This is a genomic window from Mesorhizobium sp. P2_H9 (assembly GCF_056403215.1).
Map to the genome: position 1 here is coordinate 83,644 of NZ_JBFUFX010000006.1, position 17,428 is coordinate 101,071.

The following is a 17,428-nucleotide window of genomic DNA, read 5'->3' on the forward strand; positions in this document are numbered from 1 at the left end:
CCTTCGCCACATTTCTGCCTTTTTTTATCCGCGCTCATGCCCCAATGTCCGACGAGTTTACCGGCGTTGCCTGAGACGGTTCGGTCCGGCACCGGCTCGTAAACCCCAAGCCCCCCGCCCACGGGTCTGCGTCGGATCGAACCAACCTCGGTTTTCCCAAGGGAAAATCGGGTGCGACGATCCCAAAACTAAATGACCGACGTCAGAAGCAAGCTGACGTCGGTTTTTTATTGCTGAAACGACTTCACGCTACCGCGACGTCGTCATCCACGGGCGGAGCGGAAGCGAAGCGGACGCGCAGACCCGAGGATCCCTGCCGTGACGTTTGTCGAGGCACGCTCCCTATCAGGCTAGTCAGCTGGTGCGTCAGGATAGCTTAAGCAGGTCGCTCCCGTATTTCTGGACCGCTTTCGTGCGCAGCCGATGTCACGGCATGGATCCTGGGGTCTCCGCGACGGAGCTTCGCTCCTGCTTCGCCCCAGGATGACGAAGGCCCGGGTCGCTTCGGCGCGCTATCTTACGGCTTGTGAATAAACGCAGCGCCCAGGATCGGCCCAGGCATGCCGTCCTTGCCGACCGACTGCAGCAACACCGCGCAGCCGGCCTTCTTGGAGATCTCGCTCATCGGCAATTCGTAGCGCTGCGCCTTGCCGTGCCACATGCCGGCGGTCTGGATGCCGGAGACGGCGTTCCAGTAGGTCATGCTGCGACCGCTGTTTTCGCCCTTGCCGATGTCGATCGTCTGCGGCGGGTCGAAATAGACGATGACGACATGGGCGTCGCGGGGACCGCTGCCGGCGTCGCCGGCGTCGATCATGACGCGGTCGCTGGTCTGGCTGACCTTGATGCCGACCCGCATGCCTTCGCCGGCTCGTTCCATGCGGGCCAGCGCGCCATCGACTTCCTTGCGGCTGGCGCCGTTGACGTGGCTGCGGCCATTGATGACGGCTTGCGGCGTGTAGACCGAACGGTTGCCGAAGGCGCGCATATAGTCATATTGGCGCTCGGTGTTCTCCTTGCGGCTCAGCGTGTCCTGCCAGCCAAGATAATCCCAATAGTTGACGTGATAGGCGAGCGCGACGATGTCTTCCTTGGCGGCAAGCTCGGCGAAGAACGCGTCGGCCGGCGGGCAGGAACTGCAGCCCTGGCTGGTGAAAAGCTCGACCACGCCCAAGGGCCTGTCGATCTGGGATTTGCCGGTTTCGGCGGCAAGCCCGGTGCCGGCGAGCGCCGAAAGGGCCAGCGCTAAAGCCGCAAGCCGCAATGGTCTGTTGAAGGCCATGGTCGTTCCGATTTCCCGCCGGTGCTGCCGGCCTTGTTCTGGTTGCTGAAATATGTGGCAGAAGCCACAGTCAACGGGAAGTCACGTTGCGGTGAAATTTTGCCGTTGCAGGTGACCGGCACACGGCATGAGGGCCAAATACAGACAAGAAAAAACCGCCGGAGCCTTGGCTCCGGCGGTTTTCTGGTTCAGCTCGATCGTCTGTTCGGCTTAAGCCGCCAAGTCACGCAGCACATATTGCAAAATGCCGCCGTTCTTGAAGTAGTCGAGCTCGTCCAGCGTATCGATGCGGCAGATGATGGGCACGTTTTTCACCGTGCCATCGCCATAGGTCACCTTGGCGGTCATCGTCTGCCGAGGCTTGATAGTGCTCAAGCCATCGATCTCGACGATTTCGTCGCCCTTGAGGTTGAGCGTGGCCCATGACGTCCCTTCGTCGAAGACGAAGGGGATGACGCCCATGCCGACCAGGTTGGAGCGGTGGATGCGCTCGAAGGACTGGGCGATGACAGCGCGGACGCCGAGGAGATTGGTGCCCTTGGCCGCCCAGTCGCGCGACGAGCCGTTGCCGTATTCGACACCGGCAAAGATGACCAGCGGCACGCCTTCCTTCTTGTACTCCATGGCGGCGTCGTAGATCGATGTCTCTTCCTTGCTGGGGTAGTGGATGGTGTAGCCGCCCTCGCGGCCGTTCTCGCCCAGCATGTGGTTGCGGATGCGGATGTTGGCGAAGGTGCCGCGCATCATCACCTCATGGTTGCCGCGGCGCGTGCCGTACTGGTTGAAGTCGGCAACGCCGACGCCATGGTCGGTGAGGTATTTGCCGGCCGGCGAGGCCGCCTTGATCGAACCCGCCGGCGAGATGTGGTCGGTGGTGATCTTGTCGCCGAACAGGCCAAGCACGCGCGCGCCCTTGATGTCGCCGATCTTGCCGAAGCCGGCGGTCATGCCGGCGAAATAGGGCGGGTTCTGCACATAGGTCGAGTTGTCGTCCCAGGCATAGGTCTGGCCTTCCGGCGCCTTGACGTTCTGCCAATATTCGTCGCCCTTGAAGACGTCGGCATATTTGCGGGCGAACAGCTCGCGGGTGACGTTCTTCTCGATAAACTCCTGGATCTCGGCCGAGCTCGGCCAGATATCCCTCAAGTAGACCGGGTTGCCATTCCTGTCCTCGCCGAGCGGCTCGGTGGTCAGGTCTTTTGTCACGGTGCCGGCCAGCGCGTGGGCGACGACCAACGGCGGCGAGGCGAGATAGTTCGCCTGCACGTCGGGCGAGACGCGGCCTTCGAAATTGCGGTTGCCGGAGAGCACCGCGGCGGCGATCAGACCCTTGTCGTTGATGGTTTTCGAGATCGGCGCCGGCAGCGGGCCGGAATTGCCGATGCAGGTGGTGCAGCCGAAGCCGACCAGGTTGAAGCCGATCTGGTCGAGCTCCTTCTGCAGGCCGGATTTCTCCAGATATTCGGCGACCACCTGGCTGCCTGGCGCCAGCGAGGTTTTCACCCACGGCTTCTGCTTGAGGCCGAGCCGGTTGGCGTTGCGCGCCAGCAGACCGGCGCCGATCAGCACGCTCGGGTTGGAGGTGTTGGTGCACGACGTGATGGCGGCGATGACGACATCGCCATGGCCGAGATCATGGTCTGTGCCTTCGACGGCGTAGCGCTTGTGGATTTCGGCGGCCTTCTTGTATTCGGTCTCCATCGCCTTGGCGAAGCCTTCCGGAATGCCTTCAAGCGCCACGCGGCCTTCGGGGCGCTTGGGGCCGGCCATCGACGGCACGACGCTGCCGAGCTCGAGCTCGAGCAGGTCGGTGAACACAGGATCGGCCGAGCCGGTGTCACGCCACAGGCCTTGCGCCTTGGCGTAAGCCTCGACCAAAGCGATGCGGCTTTCCTCGCGACCCGACATTGTGAGGTAGCGGATGGTCTCGCCATCGACCGGGAAGAAGCCGCAAGTGGCCCCATATTCGGGCGCCATGTTGCCGATGGTGGCGCGGTCGGCCAGCGTCATGTTGGAGAGGCCGGGGCCGAAGAACTCGACGAACTTGCCGACGACACCCTTCTTGCGCAGCATCTGGGTGACGGTGAGCACCAGGTCGGTGGCGGTGACGCCTTCCTTGAGCTTGCCGGTGAGGCGGAAGCCGATGACTTCGGGCAACAGCATGGAAACCGGCTGGCCTAGCATGGCGGCCTCGGCCTCGATGCCGCCGACGCCCCAGCCGAGCACGCCAAGGCCGTTGATCATGGTGGTGTGCGAATCGGTGCCGACGCAGGTGTCGGGATAGGCGGTGGTTTCGCCGTCCTCGGTGTTGGTCCACACCACCTGTCCCAAATATTCGAGATTGACCTGGTGGCAGATGCCGGTGCCGGGCGGCACGACGCGGAAATTGCGGAACGCCTGCTGGCCCCATTTAAGGAACTTGTAGCGCTCCTCGTTGCGCTCATATTCGAGCTCGACATTGCGGGCGAAGGCCATCGGCGTGCCGAACTCGTCGACGATGACGGAGTGGTCGATGACCAGATCGACCGGCACCAGCGGATTGATCTTTTGCGGGTCGCCGCCGAGCGAGGCCATGGCATCGCGCATGGCGGCGAGGTCAACCACGGCCGGAACGCCGGTGAAATCCTGCATCAGCACGCGCGCTGGCCGATAGGCGATCTCGACGCCGGCGGTGCCCTTGTCGGTCAACCAGCCGGCAACCGCCTGGATCGATTCCTTGGTGACGGAACGGCCGTCCTCGTTGCGCAGCAGGTTCTCCAGCAGCACCTTCATCGAATAGGGCAGCTGGGCGATGCCGGTGAGGCCGTTCTTCTCGGCTTCGATCAGGTCGTAATAGATATAGTCTGTACCGCTCGCGGTCAGCGTGCGGCGGCAGTTGAAACTATCGAGGGATTTTGACACGTGCGGTCCGTCCTTGTCTGTTCAGCCTGAAAGGGAACGGACGCCGATGGCATGCAATCACGCGCAAAGGTGCGGGTACGGCCATTTCCGCTGTCCGTTCCCAGCCAACCCGAGCCGTTAAAGGCGGCGCGTGCGCTGGTTCGGCGCAAATTCCTGTTCCCGTGCCGACCGCTGGCACGGATGACCCGGATATAGAGAATTTTCTGGAATAGTTCTAGACACGGATTGGCCATTTTTGCTGCGGCGCACCGAAGCCGCTCCTAGACTTTAGCCGAAGGGGAACGAATGCGGCTGCTTGCCGAAAATCTGGGCGGTGAACGCGGCGGCGAGACGGTGTTTTCCGGCATCCACTTCGCACTTGCTCAAGGTCAGGCGCTGATCGTCACCGGGCCGAACGGTTCTGGCAAATCGACGCTGCTGCGGGTCGTCGCCGGGCTGCTGCCGGTGGCGGAAGGCCGCGTGTCGATCGAGGGCGGTGGTGAGGACTTTCCGACGGTCGCGGCGGTCTGCCATTATCTCGGCCACCTCAACGCGATGAAGACGGCGCTGAGCGTGACGGAAAACCTGCGCTTCTGGCGGGATTTTTCGGGTGCGGGTGTGGCGAGCGTCGAAGAGGCGCTGGAAACCGTCGGGCTTGGCGGCATCGGCCATCTGCCGTTCGGCTATCTCTCGACCGGGCAACGGCGGCGGGCGGCAATCGCGAAATTGCTGGTCAGTCATCGGCCGCTGTGGCTGCTCGACGAGCCGACGGCGGGGCTGGACAAGGCTTCGGAGGCGCGGTTTGCCGCGCTGATGACGAAGCATTGTGAAGAGGGCGGGATGATTGTCGCGGCAACGCATCTGCCGCTGGGGATCGAGGGGGCGAAAGAGTTGGTGATGGGCTTACCCTCCCCCTTGTGGGGAGGGTCGATCCGCGAAGCGGAGCGGGGTGGGGGTCTCTTATGATTACCGCCGCTCCCCCACCCCGGCGCTACGCGCCGACCCTCCCCACAAGGGGGAGGGTGAAGTGCTAGCCCTCTTCCTGCGCGAGATCCGCCTCAACATCCGCGCCGGTGGCGGGGCGCTGACTGGCGTTATTTTCTTCCTCGCCGTGATCGCGACGATCCCTTTCGGCGTTGGGCCGGACCTGAAGCTGCTCGCTCGCATCGGTCCGGCGATCCTGTGGATCGGCGCGCTGCTCTCCTGCCTGCTCGGCCTCGATCGCTTGTTCCAGGCCGACCGCGAAGACGGCTCGCTCGATCTCTTGGTGCTCGGCAACGACCGCCACATGCTGGCGCTGACCGTGTTGACGAAATGCCTGGCGCATTGGGCGGGCAGCGTGTTGCCGCTGGTCATCGCCGCGCCCTTGCTGGGCCTGTTCATGAACATGGAGCCGGTCAGCATCGGCGCCACGGCGCTCACGCTTCTCGTCGGCACACCGGCCATCACTTTCATTGGTGCCGCCGGTGCGGCGGTGGCCGTCGCGTTGCCGCGCGGCGGGCTGCTGATCTCGGTGCTGGTGCTGCCGCTGACCATTCCGGTGCTGATCTTTGGCGTCGCTGCCAGCTATGGCGCGGTGGCGGATCCCGACCCGTTCCTGCAGCCCTTCCTCATTCTTGCCGCGCTGACCTTGTTTCTTGCCGTGCTGGGACCGGTGGCGGCGGCGCTGGCGTTGCGGCACGGGACAGATTGAAGGCTGCGGCGCGGCGGCTGATTGCGAAGCCGCTGGCGCGAGGCTAAGGAAAAGCATGATCGAAAAAGGCGAAACGGTCGGATTGGAAGGCTGCGCGCTGGCGGAGCGAGCCGCATGAGCGCGCATGCGCTGTATGTGACGGCCGCCTATGCCATCACGGCCGTGGTTCTGGCCGGGCTGATCGGCTGGATCCTCATCGACCAGCGCGGGCGCAAGCGCGATCTTGCCGAACTGGAAGCCGCCGGCGTGCGGCGACGCTCCGACAAGGCCGCCAAGCCATGAGCATGGACAACGAAACGCCGGCACGTCGCCGCCTGATCGTGCTGTTGCCGCTGCTGATTTTCCTCGGGCTGGCCGGGCTGTTCCTGTCGCAGCTCCTGTCCGGGCGTGACGTTTCGGAAGTGCCGTCGGCGCTGATCGGCCTGCCGGCGCCGCAGACCAACCTGCCGGCGCTGGAAGGCATCAATCTGCCGGGGCTGGAGTCGAAATCATTCGCCGGCAAGGTGACGCTGGTCAACGTCTTCGCGTCGTGGTGTGCGCCGTGCCGGGAAGAACATCCGGTGCTGCTGGCGCTGTCGCAGGACAAGCGCTTTGTCATGGCGGCGCTGAACTACAAGGACCAGCCGGAAAACGCGCGCCGGTTCCTCGGTGAAGTCGGCAATCCGTACCAGGCGATCGGTGTCGATGTAGCGGGTCGTACGGCGATCGACTGGGGCGTCTACGGCGTGCCGGAAACCTTCGTCATCGGCAAGGACGGCAAGATTGCCTACAAGCATGTCGGCCCGTTGACGCCGGAATCGGCCAGGGACCTCTTGCTGCCACAGATAGAAAAGGCGCTGGCGGTGCCGAACTGACGGGGCTCACTCGCCTTCGTCATCCTAGGGCGAAGCAAGGAGCGAAGCGACGCGGCGCAGACCCTAGGATCCATGCCGTGACATTTGCCGAAGGATGCGACCGCCTAGAATAGGCGCCTTCAACGCGCGAAATCAGGGGCTATCGCAGGACCAGTGTCCTGTACCGCTGCGGTGCTCGAAAGTCACGGCATGGATCCTTGGGTCTTCGCTCCGCTTCGCGTCGCTACGCCCAAGGATGACGAACGTGATCGGTCGACTGAAAGTTCAGCCGTAGATCTGCTTGTGGACCTGATAGAGCATTTCCGAGCGGTCGGCGCGCATGTCGGCGAGGTCGCGGCTGGAGAAGCTGTCGATTTCCGCAACGAGACGGTTGTAGTGCTTGCGCTTGGCAATGCTGGCACGAGCGCGGGTCATAAGGCTGTCGATGATCATAGCAAGGTTCCTTTTCAGCGCCGCATTGCTGCGGCAGTTATTCCTCCCTTGATCGATACGAACCATGACATAGTTACGCTGCGTTGCAAAAAGAAGATGTTGCAATGCACCATTGCACTGGGCGCATAGCCGGTTAATGCGGCGCTAACGTCCAAGCGCAGGCAATAGGCCGGCAAGCCATCTGTCCTGGCCGCCCTTTTTGCATGACACTGTGCGGACGCACATTGCCTTCTGTTTCACGGGCTGGCTTGATCCCTCGCGTTGTGTAGTGCCCGGAGGAAAGCATGGCGGCCGCAGACTATTACGAAATTCTCGATCCGCGTTTCGCGCGGCTGTTCAATTCCAACGCGCAAGTGGAAAAGCTGTTCACGGGATGCCAGTGGGCGGAAGGGCCGGCGTGGTTCGCCGCCGGGCGCTATGTCGTCTGGTCCGACATCCCCAACAATCGCATGCTGCGCTACGACGAGACCGACGGCAATGTCAGCGTCTTTCGTCAGCCGTCCGGCAATTCCAACGGCAACACCGTCGACCGGCAGGGCCGGCTGGTCTCCTGCGAGCATTCGGGCCGCCGCGTCAGCCGCACCGAGTTTGATGGCTCGGTCACCACAATCGCCACGAAATGGAAGGGCAAAAGGCTGAACTCGCCGAACGACGCGGTGGTGAAATCCGACGGCTCGATCTGGTTCACCGATCCGAGCTACGGCATCGACACCGACTACGAGGGCGACAAGGCCGAGAGCGAGATCGGCGCCTGCCATGTCTACCGCGTCGACCCCGACAGCGGCGAGGTAGAAGCCGTCATCACCGACATGGTCAGGCCCAACGGGCTCGCCTTCTCGCTCGACGAGAGCAAGCTCTATGTCGTCGACACAGGCCGCACGCATGGCGCCAAGAACCCGGCCCATATGCGGGTGTTCAATGTCGGCAAGGGCGGCAAGAAAGTGTCGGGCGACAAGGTCTTTGCCGACTGCACCGCCGGCCTGTTCGACGGCTTTCGCCTCGATGCGGACGGGCGCATCTGGACCAGTGCGGCCGACGGCATCCATTGCTACGACCCCGACGGGACGCTGATCGGCAAGGTCAAGGTGCCGGAAGTCGTCGCCAACTGCGTGTTCGGCGGCAACAAGCTGAACTGCCTGTACATCGCCGGCACCACCTCACTCTATATGGTGCGGTTGATGGTCAACGGCGCCAAGACTTTCTGAGCGACCGTCAACAACATTGAGGGGGAGGACATCATGCCATTCGTCAACATCCGTATCGTCAAGGAGGTGATTGCCGCCGACCCGGCCGGCAAGAAGGCCGATATCGCCAAAAAAGTCACGGCGGCCATCATGGACGCCACCGGACTGGGCAATGACGACGTCTGGGTGGTCTTCGAGGAGGTCAACGCGCGGGACTGGTATGTCGGCAAGACTGATGTCGAGACGCTGCGGAAGGGGTAGCTCGAAGGAGTGGCGAGCCCTTCCTTCGTCATCCTAGGGTCTCCGCGACGCCGCTTCGCGACTGCTTCGCCCTAGGATGACGAAGGCGTGGTGGGTCGTCGTCCTCAACGCGTCCGGATGAACTCAGCGAAGGCCGCGACGGCGTCGCGCATCGCCAGCCGGCTCTCTGGCTCCGCCAGGATCGCTTCCACCTCCGGCGGCTTCTTGCCGAGCAGGGCGATCTCCAGCACCGCTTCCTCATAAAGCGAAAAGGACATCGTCCGCATGATCTCGGCGAGCGCCGTGCGGGCAAACAGCGAGCGCGGCGAGGCGTGCACGAGCATGGCGGGCTTCTCGACGGCGGCGTCGCGCGACACCAGCCAGTCGAGCGCGTTCTTCAGGCCGCCCGGCACGCCATGGGCATATTCCGGGCAAGAGACGATGACGCCGTCGGCGTTGGTAACGGCATCAATCAGCCGGGAAGCCTCAGGCGGCGTCCGCTCACCTTCGTCGTCGGGGTTGAAGATCGGCAAGCGGCCAAGCCCGTCATAGACGCTGACGCGGCAGCCGGACGGTGCGTTTTGCGCCAGCGCTGCGACCAGCGCCGAATTGGTGGAGGCGGCGCGCAGGCTGCCGGAGAGGGCGAAGATTTCGATCAAGGGAGGCGAGCCGTATGCGAGCGAATCGTGTCCGCAAAACCTACCACATCGTCTGCTTGTATTCCTCGTCGAGCCGGCGGTCGGTCGCCTCTGCCGAATCGGCAACCGCCAGCTGGTCGCGCAGGATCTGGCCTAGCGTCGGCAGCGTCGCGCGGTCATGCCAAGTCTCCGGCTTCCACAGATCCGAGCGCATAAAAGCCTTGGCGCAATGCATGTAGGCAGCTTTGACCGTCACCACGACGATGCTCTGCGGCTCCTTCCCGTCGACCGCCAGCCGCTCGCGCAAACCGGCATCGACGGTGATGCGGGCGTCGCCGTTGACGCGCAGCGTCTCGTTCATACCCGGGATGAGAAAGAGCAGCCCGACCGAAGGGTTGAGAAGGATGTTCTCCAGCGTGTCGAGCCGGTTGTTTCCTGGGCGGTCGGGGATGGCGATGGTGTTGTCGTCGAGCACCGCGGCGAAACCGGGCCTGTCGCCCTTGGGCGTCACGTCGGCATTGCCGGCGCCGTCGGACGAGCCGATCAGCACGAACGGGCTCTTGCCGATGAAGGAACGGCAGTGGCCGTCGAGCGCCTTCAGTTCCTTGCGGATGGAGCCGTCGGTCGGCCGCGGCGTCTTGTAGATCGTCCTCAGCTGGTCGCGCGAAGTGACAAACTCCATAGCCGCATCTCCCTACTTGCCGGCCTCTCCGGTCTTGTCCTCCAGCGAATGGCGCAGGATCAGCGGCATCTGGCTGAAGGTGAACAGAAGCGTGATCGGCATGATGCCCCAGACCTTGAAGGTAACCCAGGCGTCGGTGGAAAAATTCCGCCAGACCACTTCGTTGACGAGTGCCAGGAACAGGAAGAACAGCCCCCAGCGGAAGGTGAGTTTGCGCCAGCCTTCGGCATCGAGGCTGAAGGCGGAATCGAAGACGTAGCCGAGCAGCGACTTGCCGAAGAACAGGCCGCCGAGCAGCGCGCCGCCGAACAGCGTGTTGACGATGGTCGGCTTCATCTTGATGAAGATGTCGTCCTGCAGATAGAGCGTCAGCGCACCGAAGATGAGGACGACGACGCCCGACACCATCGGCATGATAGGCAAGGTGCGCAACAGCAGCCAGGAGGCGATCAAGGCGATCGCGGTGGCGGCCATGAACAGGCCGGTGGCGACGAAGATCGGTCCGCCGAGTTCGGCCAAAACAGGGAATTTCTGCACCAGCCAGGCGCCGCGCGCATTGGCGAAGAAGAACACCATCAACGGGCCGAGTTCCAGCACCAGCTTGAGCAGCGGGTTGACGCTCTCCTTCTTCTTCTGCGGGTCGGACGGGTCGCGTTCGAGGATGGGCGGGTTCATGATTTCCTTCTGACGCATGATCTTGTCCAAAAAGCCTGCAGCTCCTGGAGATCGTGCCTGCTATGCTACGCCCGCGATCGCCCTGGCGAATTCGCTGGCTGAAAAGGGTTCGAGGTCGTCGACCTGTTCGCCGACGCCGATGAAATAGACCGGCAATTTGTGCTTTGCCGCGATCGCCACCAGAATACCGCCACGTGCCGTGCCGTCCAGCTTGGTCATCACCAGGCCGTTGACGCCGGCAATGTTGCGGAAGATCTCGACCTGGTTGAGCGCATTCTGGCCGGTGGTGGCGTCGACCGTCTGCAGCACCGTGTGCGGCGCTTCCGGATCGAGCTTGCCCAGCACGCGGACGATCTTTTCGAGTTCCGCCATCAATTCGGTCTTGTTTTGCAGCCGGCCGGCAGTGTCGATGATCAGCACGTCGGAGCCGGCCTCCTTGGCCCGCTCGAAGGCGTCATAGGCAAGGCCCGCGGCATCGGCGCCGATCTTGGAGGCGATGACCGGCGATTTCGTGCGCTCGCCCCAGATCTTCAGCTGTTCGATGGCGGCGGCGCGAAACGTGTCGCCGGCGGCAAGCATCACCGACAGGCCGCCATCGGTTAGCTTGGCTGCCAGCTTGCCGATGGTGGTGGTTTTTCCGGTGCCGTTGACGCCGACAACCAGAATGACATGCGGCTTGTGGCTGAGGTCGAGCTCCAGCGGCATGGCGACGTGGGTGAGCACCTTCTCTACCTCGGTCGCCATGATGGCGCGGACTTCGGCGTCGGAGACGTCCTTGCCGTAGCGGCTGGCAGCCAGCGCATCGGTGACGCGCAGGGCGGTTTCCATGCCGAGGTCGGCGCGGATCAGCACGTCTTCCAGATCCTGCAGCGTCTCTTCATCCAGCTTGCGCTTGGTGAAGACGCCGGCAATGTTGCCGGTCAGCTCCTTGGAAGAACGGGCAAGCCCGTCCTTCATGCGCTGGAACCATGAGCGTCTCGGTGCCGGTTCCGGTGCCTTCTGCGGTTCGGCCTTCTGCTCGACCTTCTTGGTGACGGTCACCTTGCCGACGGACGGCGCAATGGCGCCGGCGCTGTCACCCCACCCCGCCGCTTCGCGTTGACCCTCCCCATCGAGGGGAGGGTGGGGCGCTGGCGCGGCCACCGCCGTTGGCTGCGTGGAAGGCGAGGCCGGTTGTGGCACCTCGATCGGCGCTGGCGCTTCGGCCGGCACCTCGGCAGGTGTTGGCACTTCGACAGGTGCTGGCTCCGGCGGTTTCTCCGGCTGCGGCGGAACGATTTCCGGCTGCTTCGGCTCGGGCTGCGGAATTTCCTGCGGTTCGGGTTCAGGCTCCGGCACCACAGGCGCGACCGGGATTTCCACCGGAGCCGGCTCCTCAGCAGGTGCTTCCGGCGGCTGCGGTTCCTCGACCGGAGCAGGCTCCGGCTGGATCTCCGGCTCCAATGGAATGGACGGGGTCGGTTCGGGCGAGGGCTCCGGAACGGCAGGCGGTGCAGGAATTTCGGGTGTCGGCGACTCGGGAGCCGGCTCCTCTACAGGCTCAGGCTCCGGCAGAGGTTCTGGCCCGGACGGAACGGTCGGCTCCGGCGCAGGCGGGATGGTCGGCTCTGGCCTCGGCTCCTCGTGCTCCGGCTGGGGCGCCAGCGCGACCTCCGCCTCAGCCTCGTCGCGCTTCAAAAATTCCGGCAGCGCCTGTTCAGCCGCCGGCTTCAGCGCGTCAAGCGCTTCCCATTTGATCGGCGGCAGCGGCGCGGTCTCGTCGACCCGCTCCTCGACCACTTCCTTCTTGCCGAACGAAAATATCTTCTTGAAAAAACCAGCCATGCTTTGCGTTTCTCAGGCGGCGCGGGCGCTAAGCGGCGCGGCGATCAGGCGGGCGCCGTCATGGCCGGAAATATAGGCCTCGACGATGTCGCCCGGCGAGCCCGTGGGGACAGCGGCCAATGTGAAGCCTTCGGTGCGGCCGAGGCCGTCGCGCTCGACCAGGATCGACTGGCGGGTCCCGGCAAGCGAAGTGAGATGGCGGCGATAGGCGGCCTCTCCGGCGGCGCGCAGCCTAGCGGCGCGCTGCTTGACCACCTCGCGCCGCAGCTGCGGCATGCGCGCTGCGGGCGTGCCTTCGCGGGGGCTGAACGGGAAGACGTGGAGATGCGTCAGACCGCATTCCTCGACGATCTTTTCCGAGTTTTCGAACATGGCGTCGGTTTCGGTCGGGAAGCCGGCGATGATGTCGGCGCCAAAGACGATTGCAGGGCGCAATTTGCGCACATCCTCGCAGAAGCGGATCGACTGATCGCGCAGATGCCGGCGCTTCATGCGCTTCAGGATCATGTCGTCGCCAGACTGCAGCGACAGATGCAGATGCGGCATCAGCCGCTTCTCGGTGGCGATAGCGTCGAGCAGATCGTCGTCGGCCTCGATCGAATCGATGGAGGAGAGCCGCAGGCGCTTCACGTCCGGCACCTGCTTCAAAATGGTTTTCACCAGCCTGCCGAGTTTTGGCGCACCCGGCAGGTCAGCGCCAAAACTTGTCATGTCGACGCCGGTCAGCACGATCTCGGCATAGCCATTGCCGCTCAAACGCTTGACCTGCTCGACAACGGCGCCCATCGGCACCGAGCGCGAATTGCCGCGGCCATAGGGAATGATGCAGAAGGTGCAGCGGTGATCGCAGCCATTCTGCACCTGGACGAAGGCGCGTGCCCTGCCCTCGATGGCGTCAACCATGTGGCCAGCGGTCTCACGCACGGAAAAGATGTCGTTGACGCGGGCCTTTTCGGTGTCGTTGACGCCGAAATCCGGCAGCGCGCGATAGGAATGCGCCTTCAGCTTCTCCTCATTGCCAAGCACGAGATCGACCTCGTCCATGGCGACGAAATTGTCAGGCTCGGTCTGCGCGGCGCAGCCGGTGACGATGATGCGCGCCCCAGGGTTTTCGCGGCGGGCTTTGCGGATCGACTGCTTGGCCTGGCGCACCGCCTCCGAGGTGACGGCGCAGGTGTTGAAGATGATGGCGCCCCCTTCGAGTGCGCCGAGGCCGGCGTTTTCCGCTTCGCGCCGCATCACTTCGGATTCATAGGTGTTCAGCCGGCAGCCGAAGGTAACGACATCAATACCCTTGGGACCCATGGAGAGGGGTGCCATCAGGCGGCGCTTTCGGTGTCGCGGGCCCATAGGCCGGTCGACGGGTCGAAACTGCCGGAAAATTCCCATTCGGCGGCACCGGTGAGGATGACATGATCGTCGTCGCGCCATTCGACATGCAGCGAGCCGCCGCCGGGGGTCATCAATGTGACGCTGCGGCCGGTGCGCCTGGTGCGGGCCGCGGCAACCACCGAGGCGCAAGCGGCCGAGCCGCAGGCCTTGGTCAGGCCGGCGCCGCGTTCCCAGGTGCGGATGATCATCGTGTCGGGCGAGGTCACCTGCGCCAGCGTAATGTTGGCGCGCTCGGGGAACATCGGGTGGTTCTCGAGCAGCGGGCCGAAACGGTCGAGCTCATAGGACCAGACGTCCTGGTCGACCCAGAAGATGGCGTGCGGGTTGCCCATCGATACCACCGAGGGCGAATGCAGCACCGGCGCGTCGATAGGGCCGATCTGCAGCTCGATCATGCGGGTGTCGCGGAATTCCTCCGCCAGCGGGATATCCTGCCACCCGAAGCGTGGCATGCCCATGTCGACCGAGATCGTGCCATCGGCATGCTCTATGGCGTTGAGGATGCCGGCACGGGTCTCGAAGGTGAAAGTCTTCTGGCCTGTCTCGGCGGCGAGCGCCTGGACGACGCAGCGCATGCCGTTGCCGCAGGCCTGCGCCCCGGAGCCGTCGGAATTCAATATGTCGATGTAATAAGCGGTGCCCGCCGTCCTGGCGTCATGGATCGCCATGATCTGATCGAACTTGGTCGCTGCGTCGGCATTCAGCGCCACGGCAGCCGGCGCCGTCACGCGATCGGCACGGCCGCGCATGTCGGCAACGATGATCTCGTTGCCGATGCCGTTCATCTTGGCGAAAGGGGCAGCACTTGCCATGGGTCGAAAGGTCTCTTGCCGGTTTGGCGCCTATATGGCGGATACCGGCCGAAATTACCAGTCCGCGCTGCTCTTAGGTTATCGCAAAGACCCCGAGCACGATCAGCAGGAAGACGATCAGAACGATGCCGATCAGCACCCGGGCGCCGGTTGCGGCGGCTCCGGCCAGGGCCGGCATGCCGAGCAGGCTCGCCGCAGCCGCGACAATCAGCAGAATGATGATCCATTTGATCATGGGAAATGCCTCACAGCCCAGTTTGAAACTGTCGATAAACGCGGTTGCGAGGCCGGCGGTTCCCTTGGCTCTTGTCTAGCCGGCGATCTCGATATCGGTGGTGAAGGGCGCCGTCTTGCTCGAATTCTCATCGTGCATGACGAAATCGCACCGGTATTTGCCGGGCGGTAGGCCATCGAGGGAGAGGTCGAGTTTGAAGAACAGTTCGCGGTTGTGCGAGCGCGAAGCGACCTGAATGCGACCGACCTTCTCCATCGTGCCGAGAGTCTCGCCCGCCTCGGAAACGACGGTGATGTCGACGGAAAGCGCGATCAAGCTGTTGCCGAGGCCGTCCGAGCCGTAACCATAGCCAACAGGCTCCATGTACAGGATGATCTTCTCGCCAGGCTTGTAGATGTGGTTGGCGCGCTCGCTGTAGATGCCAAAGCCGCTCGCCGTGTCGATCTGCCTGACATTCTGCACGCCAAGCGGCATCGCTTGCCACAGAGCGTCCTCGGCGCTGCGGAATTTTTCCAGCGCGCCGGCGCCGTCACCCGACTGAAGCGCCTTTTCGGCCTCTGTTGCGCGATCGCTGATTTCGCCTGCGAAAGCAGCCGGTGCCGAAATCACCAGCGCCATCAGAACTGCCAGGATTGATTTCATGTGATTCCCCTACGCCGGTTGAGGGGGGACCATCAACGAAAACGGCAGTGCCGTAAACGGCCAAATGCAGACCTCAGCCGTGTCAGGACCAATCGACATCGACAATGTCGATTGGCCTAGGTCTCCGGCACGTCCCAGATCTCGCCCGGGCGCAAGGCGCGAAAGCGCTCTTGAGAAATCCCTTGATCGTCGAGCGCCTCGACCAGTTTCCTCACCGGCTCGTCGATCGGTTCGTCGGTCAGATGGAACGTGCCCCAGTGGCAGCCGGCGGCGTGAGCCGCGTTGCACAATTTCATGCCTTGCACCGCTTCTTCCGGATTCTGGTGCTGCGGCGCCATGAACCAGCGTGGCTCATAGGCGCCGATCGGCAGAATGGCGAGGCGGAAGCCGCCATGTTTTTCGGCCATCAGCCGGTAGTTGGTGCCGGCATGAAAGCCGGTGTCGCCGGCGAAATAGACCTTTCCCTCAGGGGTTTCGATCACAAATCCCGCCCACAGCGCCATGCGCCGGTCACGCGCCCCGCGCGCCGACCAGTGGTGCACCGGCTCGACATGGATGGTGACGCCATCGCCGATCTCGACGCGGTCGCCCCAGTCATGTGCCGACAGCCGCATGCCTGATACTGCGTTGGCGATGATGGCGTCGTTGCCGAGCGGCGTCAGCAGCAGCGGGTCGTGTTTGGCCTGCAGCCGCTTCAGCGTGGCGAGGTCGAGATGGTCGTAATGGTTGTGGCTGACCAGGACGAGGTCGATCGGCGGCAGTTGGGAAAAGGCGATGCCCGGCGGATTGACGCGTTTGGGTCCGGCAAAGGACAGTGGCGAGACGCGTGGCGACCAGACCGGATCGGTGAGGATGTTCAGGCCGGCGGTCTGGATGAGCAGCGTGGAATGACCGACCATGGTGAGCCGCAACCGTGAACCGGCGATCCGCTCCGCCGGTCTTGCCTGTTCAAACGGGCTCGGATTGGCCGCTGGCCATTTCGAGCGCTCGCCGCTCAATTGCCATTTCAACAGATCGGAAAAACGGCCGGGCGGCTTGCCGTCGGGGTTGAAGAACAGAGTGCCGTCGAAATGATCGCTGGGCGGACCGCTGTAATAGCGGTTGGCGGCTTTCTTTCTGACTGCCAATTTTCCGCTCCCGCAGGTTTCAGTCTCAGCAAACATAGGGACGCGGGCCTTTGGCGCAATACCGGGCAGCGGCCAGACACCAGCAAGCCGGTATGCCCGGTAGTGGGTCAGTTTTGAAATTTCCCGCTCTTGAGGGGCGTTGGAGGTGCTCGGCAAGAGTGGCATACTCCCGGCATGACGAAACACCCCAAGCGTCGGCGCGATCCAACCCGGCAAAGCGCGAGTGCCAAGAGAAACGCATCTCCGCTCAGAGAACCTTTCGGGGCGGTCAGTTGTGCCTAGAGTCGTTCAGCAGATGGCGCTCACAGCGGAGCTTGTGGCTCGGGCCGCTCGCGTGGTTGAGGATGCGGGGCCGACTCCAGGCGCGGTCTACATGACCGATGACGATTATGTCATCGCAATACACAACGTCCTGACGAACACGCCAGAGGGTGACATTTGGCTCTTTGGATATGGCTCCCTGCTCTGGAAACCTGCCTGTGAGTTCGTCGAAAGTCGGATAGCCACCGTTCAAGGGTGGCACCGGGCGTTCTGCTTTCGGGTGGCGCGGTTTCGAGGGACGCGAGACCAGCCCGGATTGATGCTTGCTCTTGATCGGGGCGGCAGCTGCAAGGGTATGATTTTCAGGCTTCCTGCCGAACAGGTCGCGGCAAGCTTGGACACCTTGTTTCGGCGTGAATTGATGATCAAACCATCGGTAAATGTGCCCCGTTGGATGACGGCTGAGACTGTCGACGGTCCGATCCGGGCGCTCGGTTTCGTCGTAAACCGACAGAGTCCACATTATTCTGGCAAGGTGTCCCTTGATGCGGCAGCCGATGTTCTTGCGACGGCAG

The 17,428-nt window shown here is 63.4% G+C and carries 18 protein-coding genes and 1 pseudogene; 7 read left to right on the forward strand and 12 right to left on the reverse strand.

Annotated elements, in window-relative coordinates; translation table 11 throughout:
• Nucleotides 1-517: 517 nt before the first annotated feature.
• Together AC1DXN_RS12725 and acnA are read right to left on the reverse strand one after the other, a co-directional pair.
• The gene (locus AC1DXN_RS12725) at nucleotides 518-1,282 is read right to left on the reverse strand and encodes a DUF1223 domain-containing protein (protein WP_477270279.1); all 765 of its coding nucleotides are present in this window, start codon (nucleotides 1,280-1,282) and stop codon (nucleotides 518-520) included.
• 210 nt (nucleotides 1,283-1,492) lie between these two features.
• On the reverse strand, nucleotides 1,493-4,183 hold the full coding sequence (gene acnA / locus AC1DXN_RS12730; RefSeq protein WP_477270281.1) for an aconitate hydratase AcnA: 2,691 nt from the start codon (nucleotides 4,181-4,183) through the stop codon (nucleotides 1,493-1,495).
• Nucleotides 4,184-4,468: 285 nt separating this feature from the next.
• On the opposite strand from acnA, the gene ccmA reads away from it, so the two are divergent.
• The 4 genes from ccmA (at nucleotide 4,469) to AC1DXN_RS12750 (ending at nucleotide 6,709) form a co-directional block, all read left to right on the forward strand.
• On the forward strand, nucleotides 4,469-5,128 hold the full coding sequence (gene ccmA, locus AC1DXN_RS12735; RefSeq protein WP_477249522.1) for a heme ABC exporter ATP-binding protein CcmA: 660 nt from the start codon (nucleotides 4,469-4,471) through the stop codon (nucleotides 5,126-5,128).
• Between the two features lie 61 nt (nucleotides 5,129-5,189).
• The gene (ccmB, locus tag AC1DXN_RS12740; protein ID WP_477249520.1) at nucleotides 5,190-5,855 is read left to right on the forward strand and encodes a heme exporter protein CcmB; all 666 of its coding nucleotides are present in this window, start codon (nucleotides 5,190-5,192) and stop codon (nucleotides 5,853-5,855) included.
• A gap of 114 nt (nucleotides 5,856-5,969) precedes the next feature.
• A complete protein-coding gene (gene ccmD, locus AC1DXN_RS12745) occupies nucleotides 5,970-6,137 on the forward strand; it encodes a heme exporter protein CcmD (RefSeq protein ID WP_477249518.1) in 168 nt (55 codons plus the stop codon).
• Nucleotides 6,134-6,709, forward strand: coding sequence for a DsbE family thiol:disulfide interchange protein (locus AC1DXN_RS12750; RefSeq protein WP_477270283.1), 576 nt, complete (start codon nucleotides 6,134-6,136; stop codon nucleotides 6,707-6,709). The genes ccmD and AC1DXN_RS12750 overlap by 4 nt, the downstream gene beginning before the upstream one ends.
• Nucleotides 6,710-6,973: 264 nt before the next feature.
• On the opposite strand, the gene AC1DXN_RS12755 is transcribed toward AC1DXN_RS12750, so the two are convergent.
• On the reverse strand, nucleotides 6,974-7,141 hold the full coding sequence (locus tag AC1DXN_RS12755) for a hypothetical protein (RefSeq protein WP_477249514.1): 168 nt from the start codon (nucleotides 7,139-7,141) through the stop codon (nucleotides 6,974-6,976).
• Between the two features lie 284 nt (nucleotides 7,142-7,425).
• Here AC1DXN_RS12755 and AC1DXN_RS12760 point away from each other — a divergent pair, with 284 nt between their 5' ends.
• Entirely contained in the window at nucleotides 7,426-8,346 is a 921-nt protein-coding gene (locus tag AC1DXN_RS12760) for an SMP-30/gluconolactonase/LRE family protein (RefSeq protein ID WP_477270284.1), read from the forward strand.
• Nucleotides 8,347-8,379: 33 nt separating this feature from the next.
• A complete protein-coding gene (locus AC1DXN_RS12765) occupies nucleotides 8,380-8,586 on the forward strand; it encodes a tautomerase family protein (protein WP_013892236.1) in 207 nt (68 codons plus the stop codon).
• A 104-nt stretch (nucleotides 8,587-8,690) separates the two neighbouring features.
• Here AC1DXN_RS12765 and AC1DXN_RS12770 read toward each other — a convergent pair whose 3' ends face one another.
• The 9 genes from AC1DXN_RS12770 to AC1DXN_RS12810 all read right to left on the reverse strand — a co-directional run bounded on the left by AC1DXN_RS12770 (nucleotide 8,691) and on the right by AC1DXN_RS12810 (nucleotide 16,592).
• Complete coding sequence (locus tag AC1DXN_RS12770) at nucleotides 8,691-9,224, reverse strand: NADPH-dependent FMN reductase (RefSeq protein WP_477270287.1); 534 nt, start codon at nucleotides 9,222-9,224, stop codon at nucleotides 8,691-8,693.
• Nucleotides 9,225-9,264: 40 nt separating this feature from the next.
• A complete protein-coding gene (locus AC1DXN_RS12775; RefSeq protein WP_477249509.1) occupies nucleotides 9,265-9,885 on the reverse strand; it encodes a pyridoxamine 5'-phosphate oxidase family protein in 621 nt (206 codons plus the stop codon).
• A gap of 12 nt (nucleotides 9,886-9,897) precedes the next feature.
• Complete coding sequence (locus AC1DXN_RS12780) at nucleotides 9,898-10,560, reverse strand: septation protein A (RefSeq protein ID WP_477249585.1); 663 nt, start codon at nucleotides 10,558-10,560, stop codon at nucleotides 9,898-9,900.
• Nucleotides 10,561-10,620: 60 nt separating this feature from the next.
• Nucleotides 10,621-12,384, reverse strand: coding sequence for a signal recognition particle-docking protein FtsY (gene ftsY, locus AC1DXN_RS12785; RefSeq protein WP_477270289.1), 1,764 nt, complete (start codon nucleotides 12,382-12,384; stop codon nucleotides 10,621-10,623).
• A 12-nt stretch (nucleotides 12,385-12,396) separates the two neighbouring features.
• Nucleotides 12,397-13,704: a tRNA (N(6)-L-threonylcarbamoyladenosine(37)-C(2))-methylthiotransferase MtaB gene (gene mtaB / locus AC1DXN_RS12790; RefSeq protein WP_477270291.1), complete on the reverse strand. Its 1,308-nt coding sequence runs from the start codon at nucleotides 13,702-13,704 to the stop codon at nucleotides 12,397-12,399.
• Nucleotides 13,704-14,588, reverse strand: a complete 885-nt coding sequence (dapF, locus tag AC1DXN_RS12795) for a diaminopimelate epimerase (RefSeq protein WP_477270292.1) — start codon at nucleotides 14,586-14,588, stop codon at nucleotides 13,704-13,706. The genes mtaB and dapF overlap by 1 nt, the downstream gene beginning before the upstream one ends.
• Nucleotides 14,589-14,661: 73 nt before the next feature.
• A complete protein-coding gene (locus AC1DXN_RS12800) occupies nucleotides 14,662-14,823 on the reverse strand; it encodes a DUF1328 family protein (RefSeq protein WP_224669222.1) in 162 nt (53 codons plus the stop codon).
• A gap of 75 nt (nucleotides 14,824-14,898) precedes the next feature.
• The gene (locus tag AC1DXN_RS12805) at nucleotides 14,899-15,465 is read right to left on the reverse strand and encodes a hypothetical protein (protein WP_477249502.1); all 567 of its coding nucleotides are present in this window, start codon (nucleotides 15,463-15,465) and stop codon (nucleotides 14,899-14,901) included.
• 116 nt (nucleotides 15,466-15,581) lie between these two features.
• The gene (locus AC1DXN_RS12810; RefSeq protein ID WP_477270294.1) at nucleotides 15,582-16,592 is read right to left on the reverse strand and encodes an MBL fold metallo-hydrolase; all 1,011 of its coding nucleotides are present in this window, start codon (nucleotides 16,590-16,592) and stop codon (nucleotides 15,582-15,584) included.
• A 373-nt stretch (nucleotides 16,593-16,965) separates the two neighbouring features.
• Between AC1DXN_RS12810 and AC1DXN_RS12815 the strand changes: the two are divergent.
• A pseudogene (locus AC1DXN_RS12815) lies at nucleotides 16,966-17,406 on the forward strand (gamma-glutamylcyclotransferase); the annotation flags it as partial.
• Between the last annotated feature and the right edge of the window lie 22 nt (nucleotides 17,407-17,428).

What these genes read in the sequence shown, in the direction of transcription:
- AC1DXN_RS12725 (WP_477270279.1), bottom strand. Translation starts at nt 1,282, where the DNA reads ATGGCCTTCAACAGACCATTGCGGCTTGCGGCTTTAGCGCTGGCCCTT.
- ccmA (WP_477249522.1), top strand. Translation starts at nt 4,469, where the DNA reads ATGCGGCTGCTTGCCGAAAATCTGGGCGGTGAACGCGGCGGCGAGACG.
- ccmD (WP_477249518.1), top strand. Translation starts at nt 5,970, where the DNA reads ATGAGCGCGCATGCGCTGTATGTGACGGCCGCCTATGCCATCACGGCC.
- AC1DXN_RS12750 (WP_477270283.1), top strand. Translation starts at nt 6,134, where the DNA reads ATGAGCATGGACAACGAAACGCCGGCACGTCGCCGCCTGATCGTGCTG.
- AC1DXN_RS12755 (WP_477249514.1), bottom strand. Translation starts at nt 7,141, where the DNA reads ATGATCATCGACAGCCTTATGACCCGCGCTCGTGCCAGCATTGCCAAG.
- AC1DXN_RS12760 (WP_477270284.1), top strand. Translation starts at nt 7,426, where the DNA reads ATGGCGGCCGCAGACTATTACGAAATTCTCGATCCGCGTTTCGCGCGG.
- AC1DXN_RS12765 (WP_013892236.1), top strand. Translation starts at nt 8,380, where the DNA reads ATGCCATTCGTCAACATCCGTATCGTCAAGGAGGTGATTGCCGCCGAC.
- AC1DXN_RS12775 (WP_477249509.1), bottom strand. Translation starts at nt 9,885, where the DNA reads ATGGAGTTTGTCACTTCGCGCGACCAGCTGAGGACGATCTACAAGACG.
- AC1DXN_RS12780 (WP_477249585.1), bottom strand. Translation starts at nt 10,560, where the DNA reads ATGAACCCGCCCATCCTCGAACGCGACCCGTCCGACCCGCAGAAGAAG.
- ftsY (WP_477270289.1), bottom strand. Translation starts at nt 12,384, where the DNA reads ATGGCTGGTTTTTTCAAGAAGATATTTTCGTTCGGCAAGAAGGAAGTG.
- mtaB (WP_477270291.1), bottom strand. Translation starts at nt 13,704, where the DNA reads ATGGCACCCCTCTCCATGGGTCCCAAGGGTATTGATGTCGTTACCTTC.
- dapF (WP_477270292.1), bottom strand. Translation starts at nt 14,588, where the DNA reads ATGGCAAGTGCTGCCCCTTTCGCCAAGATGAACGGCATCGGCAACGAG.
- AC1DXN_RS12800 (WP_224669222.1), bottom strand. Translation starts at nt 14,823, where the DNA reads ATGATCAAATGGATCATCATTCTGCTGATTGTCGCGGCTGCGGCGAGC.
- AC1DXN_RS12805 (WP_477249502.1), bottom strand. Translation starts at nt 15,465, where the DNA reads ATGAAATCAATCCTGGCAGTTCTGATGGCGCTGGTGATTTCGGCACCG.